This window comes from Pseudomonas sp. B6(2017) (genome assembly GCF_002112765.1).
Taxonomy (GTDB): domain Bacteria; phylum Pseudomonadota; class Gammaproteobacteria; order Pseudomonadales; family Pseudomonadaceae; genus Aquipseudomonas; species Aquipseudomonas piscis.
Map to the genome: position 1 here is coordinate 13,540 of NZ_NEIQ01000004.1, position 14,242 is coordinate 27,781.

The 14,242-nt window shown below is 65.3% G+C and carries 13 protein-coding genes and 1 pseudogene; 10 read left to right on the forward strand and 4 right to left on the reverse strand.

Annotated elements, in window-relative coordinates; translation table 11 throughout:
• Entirely contained in the window at positions 1–804 is an 804-nt protein-coding gene (locus tag CAG11_RS07675; protein WP_085595812.1) for a Cof-type HAD-IIB family hydrolase, read from the forward strand.
• Here the strand turns inward: CAG11_RS07675 and CAG11_RS07680 are convergent.
• Entirely contained in the window at positions 801–1,736 is a 936-nt protein-coding gene (locus CAG11_RS07680; RefSeq protein ID WP_031321205.1) for a DUF808 domain-containing protein, read from the reverse strand. The genes CAG11_RS07675 and CAG11_RS07680 overlap by 4 nt on opposite strands.
• A 190-nt stretch (positions 1,737–1,926) precedes the next feature.
• Between CAG11_RS07680 and CAG11_RS07685 the strand changes: the two genes are divergently transcribed.
• Positions 1,927–2,538, forward strand: coding sequence for a TetR/AcrR family transcriptional regulator (locus CAG11_RS07685; RefSeq protein WP_022643088.1), 612 nt, complete (start codon positions 1,927–1,929; stop codon positions 2,536–2,538).
• A gap of 198 nt (positions 2,539–2,736) precedes the next feature.
• On the opposite strand, the gene CAG11_RS07690 is transcribed toward CAG11_RS07685, so the two are convergent.
• Complete coding sequence (locus CAG11_RS07690; RefSeq protein WP_031321203.1) at positions 2,737–3,177, reverse strand: heme-binding protein; 441 nt, start codon at positions 3,175–3,177, stop codon at positions 2,737–2,739.
• A gap of 267 nt (positions 3,178–3,444) precedes the next feature.
• On the opposite strand from CAG11_RS07690, the gene gcl reads away from it, so the two are divergent.
• From gcl to CAG11_RS07730, 8 genes are all read left to right on the forward strand, one after another.
• A complete protein-coding gene (gene gcl / locus CAG11_RS07695; protein WP_085595814.1) occupies positions 3,445–5,220 on the forward strand; it encodes a glyoxylate carboligase in 1,776 nt (591 codons plus the stop codon).
• A gap of 144 nt (positions 5,221–5,364) precedes the next feature.
• Positions 5,365–6,147 (forward strand): hydroxypyruvate isomerase, encoded by a 783-nt coding sequence (gene hyi, locus CAG11_RS07700; protein WP_085595816.1) that lies wholly within the window; start codon positions 5,365–5,367, stop codon positions 6,145–6,147.
• Between the two features lie 99 nt (positions 6,148–6,246).
• Positions 6,247–7,140 carry a 2-hydroxy-3-oxopropionate reductase gene (locus CAG11_RS07705; protein ID WP_085595818.1) on the forward strand — a complete coding sequence of 298 codons (894 nt, stop codon included), beginning with the start codon at positions 6,247–6,249 and terminating at the stop codon, positions 7,138–7,140.
• A gap of 152 nt (positions 7,141–7,292) precedes the next feature.
• A complete protein-coding gene (locus CAG11_RS07710) occupies positions 7,293–8,573 on the forward strand; it encodes a glycerate kinase (protein ID WP_085595820.1) in 1,281 nt (426 codons plus the stop codon).
• The gene (pyk, locus tag CAG11_RS07715; RefSeq protein WP_022643083.1) at positions 8,563–9,978 is read left to right on the forward strand and encodes a pyruvate kinase; all 1,416 of its coding nucleotides are present in this window, start codon (positions 8,563–8,565) and stop codon (positions 9,976–9,978) included. The genes CAG11_RS07710 and pyk overlap by 11 nt, the downstream gene beginning before the upstream one ends.
• A 107-nt stretch (positions 9,979–10,085) precedes the next feature.
• Positions 10,086–11,003, forward strand: coding sequence for an urea transporter (locus CAG11_RS07720; RefSeq protein ID WP_085595822.1), 918 nt, complete (start codon positions 10,086–10,088; stop codon positions 11,001–11,003).
• Positions 11,004–11,024: 21 nt separating this feature from the next.
• On the forward strand, positions 11,025–11,849 hold the full coding sequence (locus CAG11_RS07725) for an ion transporter (RefSeq protein WP_022643080.1): 825 nt from the start codon (positions 11,025–11,027) through the stop codon (positions 11,847–11,849).
• Between the two features lie 91 nt (positions 11,850–11,940).
• Complete coding sequence (locus tag CAG11_RS07730) at positions 11,941–12,942, forward strand: sulfate ABC transporter substrate-binding protein (protein ID WP_068578499.1); 1,002 nt, start codon at positions 11,941–11,943, stop codon at positions 12,940–12,942.
• Between the two features lie 137 nt (positions 12,943–13,079).
• On the opposite strand, the gene CAG11_RS07735 is transcribed toward CAG11_RS07730, so the two are convergent.
• Together CAG11_RS07735 and CAG11_RS07740 are read right to left on the reverse strand one after the other, a co-directional pair.
• Positions 13,080–13,529: a RidA family protein gene (locus CAG11_RS07735; RefSeq protein ID WP_085595824.1), complete on the reverse strand. Its 450-nt coding sequence runs from the start codon at positions 13,527–13,529 to the stop codon at positions 13,080–13,082.
• A gap of 109 nt (positions 13,530–13,638) precedes the next feature.
• A pseudogene (locus tag CAG11_RS07740) lies at positions 13,639–14,198 on the reverse strand (hypothetical protein).
• Between the last annotated feature and the right edge of the window lie 44 nt (positions 14,199–14,242).

Genomic DNA, 14,242 nt, shown 5'->3' on the forward strand with positions numbered 1-14,242 from the left:
ATGTACGACCTGATAGCGTCCGACCTGGACGGAACCCTGCTGTTGCCAGGGGACCGGATCGGCGACTACACCTGCAATACCCTCTGGCAGCTGCACCAGGCCGGCCGCCAGATAGTGCTGGCCACCGGCCGCCACCAACGCGATGTCCGCTCGCTGATCGGCAAGCGGCTACCGCCGGTGCACTTGATCACCGCCAATGGCGCCAGCATCGCCAGCGCCTGCGGCAACCTGCGCCTGGTCCAGGAACTGGACAACGAACTGGTGCGCGAGCTGATCGCCAGCGCCACGGACCGCCAGTGGGTGATCAACGCCTACTGCCAGGCACAGTGGCTGATCAGCGACCACTACCCGAACCTGGACAACTTCAGCCAGAACCCGGCATTCCAACCGACGCTCTGCGCGCCGGCGGATTTTCTCGAGCAAGGGGTACAGAAGCTGTTCTTTTTCCATCACGACCAGGACCACGCGGCGTTGGCGCGCCTGCAATCGCACCTCGACGCCTGCTTCGGCGCGCGGATCAGCAGCGTCTTCTCCTTTCCCTGGTGCCTGGAGGTGATGGCCGGCGGGGTCAACAAAGGCCATGCCCTGCAGCGCCTGGCGCAGCTGCTGGGGGTTGCCCTCAAGCGCTGCGTGGCCTTTGGCGATGGCATGAACGATGTGTCGATGCTGGCCAAGGCCGGACAAGCGGTGGTGATGGACAGCGCCCACCACGATGTCCGGCGGGCCTTGCCGGAGGCCGCAGTGATCGGTCACTGCGGCGAGGAAGCCGTGGCCCGCTACCTGGCCACGCTGCTGCCGGCCTAGGCCGCTTGGCCGCGGACGGCGCGCCAGGCCTTGCTGGCCAGGGTCACGCCGAGCAAGACCACGGCACCGGCGACGATCCCGGCCACGGCATTGAGCAGGGTCGGCATGAGCAACGAAAAACCACCCACCAGGCTGGCGCTGCGCGCGGTGAGCTCTTCGATCAGGTGGTGGGCCGCCGGCACGCCGTGGGTGAGGATGCCGCCGCCGACCATGAACATGGCCGCAGTACCGATCACCGACAGGCTCTTCATCATGTAGGGCGCGGCCCGCAGGATCGCCCCACCCACGCTCCTGGCCAGTTGTCCCGGCTTGCGCGCCAGCCACAGGCCCAGGTCATCGAGCTTGACGATGCCGGCCACCAAGCCATAGACGCCGACGGTCATCACGATGGCGATGCCCGACAGCACCACCACTTGCTGGGCCAGCGGCGCGTCGGCAACGGTACCCAGGGTAATGGCGATGATTTCGGCGGAGAGGATGAAGTCAGTGCGCACCGCACCCTTGATCTTGTCCTTTTCGAAGGCCACCAGGTCGGTGGCCGGATCCGCCACGGCCTCGATCAGCTGGTCATGGGCCGCCTGGTCCTGGGCCTTGCTGTGGAGGAACTTGTGGGCCAGCTTCTCGAAACCCTCGAAGCACAGGTAGGCGCCTCCGAGCATCAGCAGTGGAATCACCAGCCAGGGAGCGAAGGCGCTGATGGCCAGGGCCGCTGGCACCAGGATCAACTTGTTGCGAAACGAGCCCTTGGCCACGGCCCAGACCACCGGGACCTCCCGTTCGGCGCGAACCCCGGACACCTGCTGGGCATTGAGGGCCAGGTCATCGCCCAGCACACCGGCGGTCTTCTTCGCCGCCATCTTGGTCATCAGGGCCACGTCGTCCAGCACCGCGGCGATATCGTCGAGCAAAACCAGCAAACTGCTTCCTGCCATGGGCCAGGCTTCCCTGCGTGAGATGAGGCGCGCAGCATACCGCGCCGCAGGAGGACCAGGCGAGATGCCGGCAAACGGTCGCCCCCCTCTCGAATGCTGGCAAGACCACGGCCAATGGGCATTCTTGAGCCTTTCGCGAGCCCGGTGCTACCATGCGCAACCGCCGAACAGGCAAGGAATCCCCCGGTTTATGAGCACCATCCGCGAGCGCAATAAAGAACTGATCCTGCGGGCCGCCAGTGAAGAATTCGCCGACAAGGGCTTCGCCGCGACCAAGACCAGCGATATCGCCGCCAAGGCCGGGCTGCCCAAGCCCAACGTCTACTACTACTTCAAGTCCAAGGAAAACCTCTACCGCGAGGTGCTTGAAAGCATCATCGAGCCGATTCTCCAGGCCTCCACCCCGTTCAATGCCGATGGCGTACCCAGCGAAGTGCTCAGCGGCTATATCCGCTCGAAGATCCGCATCTCCCGCGACCTGCCCTTCGCCTCCAAGGTGTTCGCCAGCGAGATCATGCATGGTGCCCCGCACCTGAGCCCGGACCAGGTGGAACAGCTCAACGCCCAGGCCAAGCACAACATCGAGTGCATCCAGACCTGGATCGACCGTGGCCAGATCGCCCCTCTGGACCCGCACCACCTGATGTTCAGCATCTGGGCCGCGACCCAGACCTACGCCGACTTCGACTGGCAGATCTCGGTGGTCACCGGCAAGGCCAAGTTGACCGAAGAAGACTACGAAGCCGCCGCCCAGACCATCATCCGCCTGGTGCTCAAGGGCTGCGAACCCGAATCCGCATAACCCACCCTCATGACGCCGCCCGGTTCACGGGCGCCAAGAGATTCGTGTGGCCGCTGCCCCAGGCTGCGCACGACCCGGCACGAGCCGCCTGGTGGCTATCGGCAATCAACCCGAGGTACCGCGTCGCCCGGTTTGGCGGGCGCTGCGCACCCGATCGCAGCCTCGCAGGCTCGACAGCGGCTACACGTACTGCGCGACCTAGGCGCTGACACCGGCATCCGCGGCCAGGCCCTGGGCTTCGATGGCGCTGATGGCGCACTGCTCATCGATGTCCGAGGTATCGCCACTGATGCCGATGGCGCCAATCACCAGGCCCGCCTGATCACGAATCAATACCCCGCCCGGTGCCGGCACCACACTGCCCTGCCCCAGGCTGTTGAGCGCGCCGATGAAGGCCGGGCGCTGCTGGGCATCCAGCGCCAGCAGGCGCGAGCCCTTGCCCAGGGCGATCGCCCCCCAGGCCTTGCCGATGGCGATCTGCGGGCGCAGCAGGCTGGCGCCATCCTCCCTTTGCAAGGTCACCAGATGACCACCGGCATCGAGTACCGCGATGGCCAGTGGCGCGGCACTGATGTTGCGCCCCGCCTGGATGGCCTGGTTGGCCAGGTTGACTGCGACTTTCAAGGTTAAAGCGCTCATGGGTGCCGTCCTCATCTTGTTATTGGAAAGCCTGGTGGAGCTCCTTTAAGGAGAAGCTCGATACAACGAATAGAACACAATGATTTGTATTTTTGTATACAATATTTATTGAAATATAGCCCATGCGACAAAATGACACCGGTTTATCAGGGCTCAAAGCGCAGCCGATAGCTTCCAAGAAAAGCCATTGACCTGTGCTGCTCGCCATGAATACACTCTGCGCAAAGCCACTTGTATACAATTACAAAACGTAAGAGGCACAAAACCATGAGCAAAATGAGAGCAATCGAAGCCGCCGTTCTGGTGATGCGCCGTGAAGGGGTCGACACCGCCTTTGGCATCCCGGGCGCCGCCATCAACCCGCTGTACTCTGCCTTGCAGAAGGTCGGCGGCATCGATCATGTGCTCGCTCGCCACGTCGAAGGCGCCTCGCACATGGCCGAGGGCTACACACGCACCAAGGCCGGCAACATCGGTGTGTGCATCGGCACCTCGGGCCCCGCCGGCACCGACATGGTCACCGGCCTGTACAGTGCCTCGGCCGACTCCATCCCGATCCTCTGCATCACCGGCCAGGCTCCCCGTGCCCGCCTGCACAAGGAAGACTTCCAGGCCGTGGACATCACCAGCATCGTCAAGCCGGTGACCAAGTGGGCCACCACCGTGCTGGAGCCGGGCCAGGTGCCCTACGCCTTCCAGAAAGCCTTCCATGAAATGCGCTCCGGCCGCCCTGGCCCGGTACTGATCGACCTGCCGTTCGACGTGCAGATGGCGGAAATCGAATTCGATATCGACGCCTACCAGCCCCTGCCCCTGGCTAAGCCCTCGGCCACCCGGGTCCAGGCCGAGAAAGCCCTGGCCATGCTGGCACAGGCCGAGCGGCCGCTGCTGGTGGCCGGCGGCGGGGTGATCAACGCCGATGCCAGCGAACTGCTGGTGGAGTTCGCCGAACTCACCGGCATCCCGGTGATCCCGACCCTGATGGGCTGGGGCAGCATTCCCGACGATCACCCGCAGATGGTGGGCATGGTCGGCCTGCAAACCTCCCATCGCTACGGCAACGCCACCCTGCTCAAGTCCGATGTGGTGCTGGGCATCGGCAACCGCTGGGCCAATCGCCACACCGGCTCGGTGGACGTCTATACCGAAGGCCGCAAGTTCATCCACGTGGACATCGAGCCGACCCAGATCGGCCGGGTCTTCACTCCCGACCTGGGCATCGTTTCCGACGCTGGCAGCGCCCTCACCGTACTGCTGGAAGTGGCCCGCGAGTGGCAGGCGGCCGGCAAGCTCAAGGACCGCAGCGCCTGGTTGCACGACTGCCAGCAACGCAAGGCCAGCCTGCAACGCAAGACCCACTTCGACAACGTGCCGGTCAAGCCGCAGCGGGTCTACGAGGAAATGAACCAGGTGTTCGGCAAGGACACCTGCTACGTCAGCACCATCGGCCTGTCGCAGATCGCCGGCGCGCAGTTCCTCCACGTCTACAAGCCGCGCCATTGGATCAACTGCGGCCAGGCCGGCCCGCTGGGCTGGACCATTCCGGCGGCCCTGGGGGTGGTCAAGGCCGATCCGAGCCGCAAGGTGGTGGCACTGTCCGGCGACTATGACTTCCAGTTCATGATCGAAGAGCTGGCGGTGGGTGCGCAGTTCAACCTGCCGTATATCCACGTGGTGGTGAACAACTCCTACCTGGGGCTGATCCGCCAGGCCCAGCGCGGCTTCGACATGGACTATTGCGTACAGCTGTCCTTCGACAACCTCAACGCTCCCGAGCTCAATGGCTACGGCGTGGACCATGTCGCGGTGGCCGAAGGCCTGGGCTGCAAGGCCCTGCGAGTATTCGAGCCCAAGGACATCCAACCGGCCCTGCGCCAGGCCCAGGAACTGGTCGAAACCTTCAAGGTGCCAGTGGTGGTGGAGATCATCCTGGAAAGGGTGACCAATATCTCCATGGGTACCGAGATCAACGCCGTCAACGAGTTCGAGGACCTGGCGCTGGTGGGCAACGACGCCCCCACCGCCATCGCCCTGCTCGACTAACCAGCCAGCACAACTCCCGTAGCCGCCCAGGACCGCGCTCGAGCGCCAAGCCAACGCCGTCTTCGCGAGCCGCCAGGGTCCACCGGACCTTGGCGCCTACTGCCCCGGCGACTACAGGACTTGATAGATCCACAGGAGACCACCATGCCGCGTTTTGCCGCCAACCTGTCCATGCTGTTCACCGAGCAGGATTTCCTCGCTCGCTTCAAGGCTGCCGCCGATGCCGGCTTCAGCGGAGTCGAGTACCTGTTTCCCTATGAATTCAGCTCGGCCGAGATCAAGGCCCAGCTCGACGCCCACGACCTGACCCAGGTGCTGTTCAACCTGCCGGCCGGCGACTGGGCCAAGGGCGAGCGCGGCATCGCCTGCCTGCCCGACCGGGTCGCGGAGTTCCGCGCCGGGGTCGACCTGGCCATCGCCTATGCCCAGGTCCTGGGCAATACCCAGGTCAACTGCCTGGCCGGCATCCGCCCCCAGGGCGTGGACGAGGCCCTGGTGCAAAAGACTTTCGTCGACAACCTCAGGTACGCCGCCGACAAGCTCCAGGCCGTGGGCATCAAGCTGGTGATGGAAGCCATCAACACTCGCGACATTCCCGGCTTCTACCTCAACAACACCGCCCAGGCGCTGTCGATCCGCGAACAGGTCGGCAGTGCCAACCTGTTCCTGCAGTACGACATCTATCACATGCAGGTCATGGAAGGAGACCTGGCCCGGACCCTGGCCAACCACCTGGAGCAGATCAACCACGTGCAGCTGGCGGACAACCCCGGGCGCAACGAACCGGGCACCGGCGAGATCAACTACCGCTTCCTGTTCGAGCACCTGGAGCGCATCGGCTACCAGGGCTGGGTCGGCTGCGAGTACAAGCCGCTGACCACCACCGAAGCGGGCCTGGGCTGGCTCAAGAGCCACAACGCCATCTGATCGGCAACCGCGTCATCGTTCATCGAGGGCCAGGCTGCCCGCGAGACGAATGCCTTGGCACCCGCAACCTTATAGAGCAATAAAAAGAGGATTTTCCCCATGGCTAAAATCGGATTCATCGGCACCGGCATCATGGGCCACCCCATGGCCGCCAACCTGCAGAAGGCCGGCCACAGCCTGCTGCTCTCGGAACACCACGGCAAGGCCCCGGCCGACCTGATCGCCGCCGGCGCCGTGGCCCTGGCCTCCCCCAAGGAGGTGGCCCAGGAAGCCGAGTTCGTGATCATCATGGTGCCCGACACCCCCCAGGTCGAAGACGTGCTGCTGCGCGCCGACGGCGTGGCCGCCGGGATCGGCAAGGGCAAGATCGTCATCGACATGAGTTCGATCTCGCCCACCGCGACCAAAGCCTTCGCCGCCAAGATCAACGAGAAAGGCGCGCAATACCTGGACGCCCCGGTGTCCGGCGGTGAAGTCGGGGCCAAGGCCGCGACCCTGAGCATCATGGTCGGCGGCGACAGCCAGGCTTTCGAACGCGCCCTGCCGCTGTTCCAGAGCATGGGCAAGAACATCACCCTGGTCGGCGGCAATGGTGACGGCCAGACCGCCAAGGTGGCCAACCAGATCATCGTCGCCCTGAACATCCAGGCCGTGGCCGAAGCGCTGCTGTTCGCCGCGAAGAACGGCGCCGACCCGGCCAAGGTGCGCGAAGCGCTGATGGGCGGCTTCGCCTCCTCGCGCATCCTGGAAGTGCATGGCGAACGCATGATCAAGGGCACCTTCGACCCGGGCTTCCGTATCAACCTGCACCAGAAGGACCTCAACCTGGCCCTCAGCGGCGCCCGCGAGCTGGGCATCAACCTGCCCAACACCGCCAACGCCCAGCAGGTATTCAGCACCTGCAACGCCATCGGTGGTGGCAACTGGGACCACTCGGCCCTGATCAAGGGCCTGGAGCACATGGCCAACTTCTCGATCCGCGACAAACACTAAGCAGCATTCGTAGCCACCGCCCCGGGCTGTGCGAAGGTCCGCAGGAAACGCATCACTGCGGGCCACGGACAGGCCCTGCCGACCCTGACACCGCCCTTGGCGGTGGCTACACCTGTTCCACGCCCCCCATAACAAGAATCCGGGAGCCCGCCATGTCGGTCGATCCGCAACAATTGCTGCGTGAGCTGTTCGCCACAGCCATCGACGCCGCCCATCCGCAACATGTCCTCGAAGCCCACCTGCCCAGCGACCGCAGCGGCCGGGTCATCGTCATCGGCGCCGGCAAGGCCGCCGCGGCCATGGCCCAGGTGGTCGAACGCAGTTGGCAGGGCGAAGTCCGCGGGCTGGTGGTGACCCGCTACGGCCACGGCGCCCCTTGCCACAAGATCGAAGTGGTCGAGGCCGCCCATCCGGTGCCCGATGCCGCCGGCCTGGACGTGGCCCGGCGCGTGCTGGAGATGGTCAGCGACCTGACGGAACAGGACCGGGTGATTTTCCTGCTGTCCGGCGGTGGCTCGGCGCTGCTGGCCCTGCCCGCCGCCGGCATCACCCTGGCCGACAAGCAGGCGCTCAACAAGGCGCTGCTCAAGTCCGGCGCCACCATCGGCGAGATGAATTGCGTGCGCAAGCACCTCTCGGCGATCAAGGGCGGGCGCCTGGCCAAGGCCTGCTGGCCGGCCACAGTGCACACCTACGCGATTTCCGATGTGCCCGGCGATTTGGCGACGGTCATCGCCTCCGGGCCTACCGTGGCCGATCCCAGCACTTCGGCCCAGGCCCTGGCGATTCTCCAGCGCTACGCCATCGAGGTACCGTCGGCGGTGCGCGCCTGGCTGCAGAGCCCCGAGTCGGAAACCGTCAAGCCCGGCGACCCGTGCCTGGCCCGCAGCCATTTCCAGCTGATCGCCCGGCCCCAGCAATCCCTGGAGGCGGCGGCAGTCAAGGCGCGCCAGGCGGGTTTCAGCCCGTTGATCCTCGGCGACCTGGAGGGCGAGTCCCGCGAGGTGGCCAAGGTCCACGCCGGCATCGCCCGCCAGGTGGCCCTGCATGGCCAACCCCTGGCCGCGCCCTGCGTGATCCTGTCCGGCGGCGAGACCACGGTCACGGTACGCGGCAACGGCCGTGGCGGACGCAATGCCGAGTTCCTGCTGAGCCTGACCGACAGTCTCAAGGGCCATCCCGGCATCTACGCCCTGGCTGGCGACACCGACGGCATCGACGGCTCCGAGGACAACGCCGGGGCCATCATGACCCCGGACAGCTTCGCCCGTGCCACGGCCCTGGGCCTGAACGCCGGCGACGAGCTGGACAACAACAATGGCTACGGCTACTTCGCGGCCCTGGACAGCTTGATCGTCACCGAGCCGACCCGTACCAATGTCAACGACTTGCGCGCCATCCTGATTCTCGAGACCACCAAACATGACGCCTGACAAAAAGGTCAAGATCCTCGCCACCCTGGGCCCGGCCACCGACGGTATCGAGGATATCCGTGAGCTGGTGCAAGCCGGGGTGAATATCTTCCGCCTCAACTTCAGCCACGGCAGCCATGCCGACCACGCCCAGCGCCACGCCTGGATCCGCCAGGTGGAAAGCGAGCTGAACCAACCCCTGGGGATTCTCATGGACCTGCAGGGGCCGAAGCTGCGGGTCGGCACCTTCAGCGCCGGCAAGGTCCAGTTGATACGCGGCCAGGCCCTGCGCCTGGACCTGGACCCGACCCCGGGCGATGCCCGGCGGGTCAACCTGCCCCATCCGGAAATCATCGCCGCGCTGGAGCCCGGCATGGACCTGCTGCTGGATGACGGCAAGCTGCGCCTGCGGGTCGACGCCAGGCATGCCGAGGCCATCGATACCACGGTGCTGGCCGGTGGCGAGCTGTCGGATCGCAAGGGCGTCAACGTGCCCCAGGCGGTGCTGGAGCTGAGCCCGCTGACCGCCAAGGACCGCCGCGACCTGAGCTTCGGCCTGGAACTGGGAGTGGATTGGGTGGCGCTGTCGTTCGTACAGCGCGCGCAGGATATTCGCGAAGCCCGGGAACTGATCGGCAACCAGGCCTTGTTGATGGCCAAGATCGAGAAACCCTCGGCGGTGGCCCAACTGCGGGACATCGCCGAACTCAGCGACGCGATCATGGTGGCCCGGGGCGACCTGGGGGTCGAGGTGCCGGCCGAAGCCGTGCCGCAGATCCAGAAGGACATCATCGCCACCTGCCGCCAGCTGGGCCGGCCGGTGGTGGTGGCCACGCAGATGCTGGAGTCCATGCGCTTCTCCCCGGCGCCCACCCGGGCCGAAGTCACCGATGTGGCCAATGCCGTGGCCGAAGGCACCGACGCCGTGATGCTGTCGGCGGAAACCGCTTCCGGGGAATACCCGCTGGAGGCCGTGCAGATGATGAGCAAGATCATCCGCCAGGTGGAAACCGGGCCGGACTACCAAACCCAACTGGACGTCAACCGGCCCCAGGCCGAAGCCACGGTGTCCGATGCCATCAGCTGCGCGATCCGGCGTATCTGCAGCATCCTGCCGGTGGCGGTACTGGTGAACTACAGCGAGTCCGGCAGCTCGACCCTGCGCGCCGCCCGGGAACGGCCGTCGGTGCCGATCCTCAACCTGACCCCCAACCTGCAGGCCGCGCGCCGCCTTTCCCTGGCCTGGGGCGTGCACTCGGTGGTCAACGACCGCCTGCGCCAGGTCGATGAAGTCTGCAGTACGGCCCTGGAGATCGCCCAGGCCCAAGGCCTGGCGCAGCGTGGGGACACGGTAGTGATCACCGCCGGTGTGCCGTTCGGCCAGCCGGGGACGACTAACTCCTTGCGTGTCGAAACCCTTCTCTGACCTGCCCCCCTGCCGGTGCTGCGGCCCCGATCCATTCAGAGCTCTCCAGAGAGGGAGCCTGATGGCCCGGACGCAGCCAACAGCGGCCGCACTGACCGATATCCATCATGCCGTCACAGTCGTTCAACGCTTTCTGCCCCGATTGGGCCACTGCCCTGCTCAATGGCTTCAGCCAGATCTTTCTCCAGCGCGACCCGCTGTGCGGCCTGCTGTGCCTGCTGGCGATCCTGGCCTGCGCCCCGGCGCTGCTCGGTGGCGCCCTGCTCGGCGCCCTGGCCGGGCTGCTGACGGCCCAGCAACGGGGCTACGCCAAGGCCGATCGGCAAGCCGGGCTGTTCAGCTACAACGGCGTGTTGCTCGGGCTGCTGCTGAGCCTGTACCTGCCCTGGACGATCTTGCTGCCGCCCTTGATCATCGCCGCCGGCGGCCTGAGCGCGATCATCACCCAGCAGTGGCTCAAGCGCGCCCGGCAACCCGCCCGGCTGCCGGCCTACACCGCGCCCTTCGTCGGCCTCGGCTGGCTCCTGGCCGGCCTGTTCACGCCGCTGGCCGCCAACCCGGCGCCCACCGGGCTATCGCCCATGGGGCTGCTGGGCGGCCTGTTCCAGGGCCTGGGCCAGGTGATGTTCCTCGGCGACTGGCTGGCGGGGCTGCTGGTCTTCGCCGGCCTGTTGCTGGCCAACCGCCGGGCGGCGATCTGGGCCCTGGGCGGCTCGGGGTTCGGCCTGGGTGTGGCGGTCATGCTGCAGGAGCCCGGCCAGGCGCTCTCGGGACTGGCCGGCTATAACTGCGCGCTGGTGGCCCTGGCGCTGGGCCAGATCGGCCTGCGCCCCTGGTGGCCGCTGCTGGGCATGGTCCTGGCGCTGCTGATCACCCCCGGCATCGCCGCGATAGGCTTACCCCCACTTACCGGCCCCTTCGTCCTCGCCTGTTGGCTGGTGCTGGCCTGCAACCGGGTGTTGGGCCGCACCCCGCGCCGCGACGCGCCTTGCGCTAGCGCAACGAATCCACCTAGGCTTCGCTGATCTTCGATTCAGGCGATTTCCATGGGTAACAGCGACAACTGGCGGCAACGCCTCTACGTGATGATCTTCCAGACCGACACCGTGGCTGGAAGACGCTTCGATACCACCTTGCTGCTGATCATCCTCGCCAGCCTGGTGATCGTGATCCTCGACAGCATCGACCAGGTGCACCGCGACTACGCCAACGTCCTGGCGTACATCGAATGGGGCTTCACCCTGATCTTCGCCATCGAGTACGGGCTGCGCCTGTACTGCTCGCCCAAGCCGCTGCGCTACGCCTTCAGCTTCTACGGGCTGGTGGACCTGCTGGCGATCGTCCCCGGGATCCTCGCCCTGTACTACAGCGACGCCCAGTACCTGTTGATCATCCGCATCATCCGCATGCTGCGGATCTTCCGCGTGCTCAAGCTGGCGCCCTACCTCAAGCAGGCCCACTACCTGCTCGACGCCCTGCGCGGCAGCAAGCAGAAGATCCTGGTGTTCCTGCTCAGCGTCTGCACCCTGGTCACGGTGTTCGGCACCCTGATGTACGTGGTCGAAGGTCCGGAGCACGGCTTCACCAGCATTCCCAAGGGCATCTACTGGGCCATCGTCACCCTGACCACCGTGGGCTACGGCGATATCGTGCCCAAGACGGTGATCGGCCAGGTGATCTCGTCCATGGTGATGATCACCGGTTACTCGATCATCGCCGTGCCCACCGGGATCTTCACCGCCGAGCTGGCCAGCGCCATGCGCGGCGAGCAGCAGAAGCACGACTGCCCGGTGTGCCGCAAGAACAGCCACGAGCCGGCCGCCGCCTTCTGCTCACGCTGCGGTAATGCCCTTTTTAAGAAAATGGAATAAGCAAAGTACTTTTCAATCTTTAAAGAGATATAGCGCCCCGGCTATAGTCGGCGGCAAATTGCCTTCACTCTCGAATAAAAGGAAATGTGCAGTGAAAAAACTCTTCAGCGCTTCGCTCCTGGCCGCCGGCCTGGCCCTGGCTGGCGCCGCCCAGGCCGCACCGACCCTGCTCAACGTTTCCTACGACGTGATGCGCGACTTCTACAAGGACTACAACGCCGCGTTCCAGAAACACTGGAAGGCCGAGCATAACGAAAACATCACCCTGCAGATGTCCTTCGGCGGCTCCAGCAAGCAAGCGCGCTCGGTGATCGACGGCCTGCCGGCGGACGTCATCACCATGAACATGGCCACCGACATCAACGCCCTGGCGGACAACGGCAAGCTGGTCCCGGACAACTGGGTCACCCGCCTGCCGGACAACAGCGCCCCCTTCACCTCGGCCACGGTGTTCATCGTGCGCAAGGGCAACCCCAAGGCATTGAAGGACTGGCCGGACCTGCTCAAGGACGGCGTACAGGTGATCGTGCCCAACCCCAAGACCTCGGGTAACGGTCGCTACACCTACCTCTCGGCCTGGGGCTACGTGCTCAAGAACGGCGGCGACGAGAACAAGGCCAAGGACTTCGTCGGCAAGCTGTTCAAGCAGGCGCCGGTGCTGGACACCGGTGGCCGCGCCGCCACCACGACCTTCATGACCAACCAGATCGGCGACGTGCTGGTGACCTTCGAGAACGAGGCGGAAATGATCGCCCGCGAATTCGGCCGCGATCAGTTCGAGGTGATCTACCCGAGCGTCTCCGCCGAAGCCGAGCCTCCGGTGTCGGTAGTGGACAAGGTGGTGGAGAAGAAAGGCACCCGCGCCGCCGCCGAGGAATACCTGAAGTACCTGTGGTCGCCGGAAGGCCAGGAGATCGCCGCCAACAACTACCTGCGCCCACGGGATCCGAAGGTGCTGGCCAAGTTCACCGACCGCTTCCCGAAAGTCGACTTCCTCTCGGTGGAGAAGACCTTCGGCGACTGGCGCAGCGTACAGAAGACCCACTTCAACGATGGCGGGATCTTCGACCAGATCTACACCAACGCCAAGTGATCCCTCGCGGGTGAATGAAAAAAGCGACCTGTGCGGTTAATGCCGATCAGTCAAGGCAATGGCAGAGAATCACCTCTGCTTGACTGACCGGCACCCATCAACCTCCACGGTCGCTTTTTTTATGCTTCAGGTGGCAGTCAGAGGGCCAGCGCCGGATTGAACAGCGCCGCTTCGGCGGCCTGATGCCGCTCCTCCAGCACCGCCTCGGCCTCGACTTCGATCAGCCACTCGGGCAGCGACAGGCCGCTGACGATGATCCATGAAGACGCCGGCGGCTGGCTGGCGAAGCGCTCCAGCAAGACCGCGCTGATGTGCTCCTGCTGATCGCGGGCCGCTTCGGCGATATAGATCCGCAACATCACCACATCCGCCAGCGTCCCACCGGCCTCGGCCAGCACCCGCTGGATATTGTCGAAGGCCTGCTCGGTCTGCTCCCGCAGGCCCGGGCCTACGGTGCGTTCATGTTCATCCACTCCCACCTGGCCGGACAGCAGCAGGCGCCGCCCGCCCCGCACTTCCACGGCCTGGCTGAAGCCGTACTGCAGTGAATCGAACACGCTGCCGGGATTGAACGTCGACTTTTGCATAAGGACCTCCGCCTCGATGAACGACCGCAAACCCTAAACCAGGGCCCCGCGGACTTCCAGCGCCAGCCGGGCGCAGCAACATCCGGCAACGCAACAGCGGATGGCGGACCTACATCGGAGGCGTCACCCCGTCCTTGCCGGCGGAAATCGATTGCGCGATCAGCTTGCCGTCGGCGCCCTGGGTGACGAACATCACCACCTTGACCCCGGTCTTGAGCAAGCTGCGATCCCCCGGCACCAGGTTGACGATGGGCACATCGTCAGGCACCAGGATCTTCTGCTGGCCGCCCTTGTAGTTGACGGTCAGGGTCCGGCCATTGCTCACCACCAGGTCGCCGACGCTACCGTTGGTCATGCTGCTGCCCTTGGCCAGGTCGAAAGGCCGGTGCCGGCCATCTGCGGCGGGAACACATGCACTTCCAGGGCCTTGAGGGTGCCATCGGCCATGGGCACCGCCGCCGAGCCGATGTAGCTGCCCGGCTTGATGTCCTCGATATTGGCCAGGGTCACGGCACGCACCTGGGTCTGCGGCGTCAACTCGATGCTGACGTTCTCCCCGCTATTGGCATGCACCCGCAGCACATCGCCGCCAAGGCCGGTGATTTCCCCCCGCACGCCGATGCGCATGCCGGGCGCATCCTGGGCCAGGGCACTGCCGAGCAGGGCCATCAGGGCGAAGCATTGGATAACGCACAACACACCAGGCAGAGATC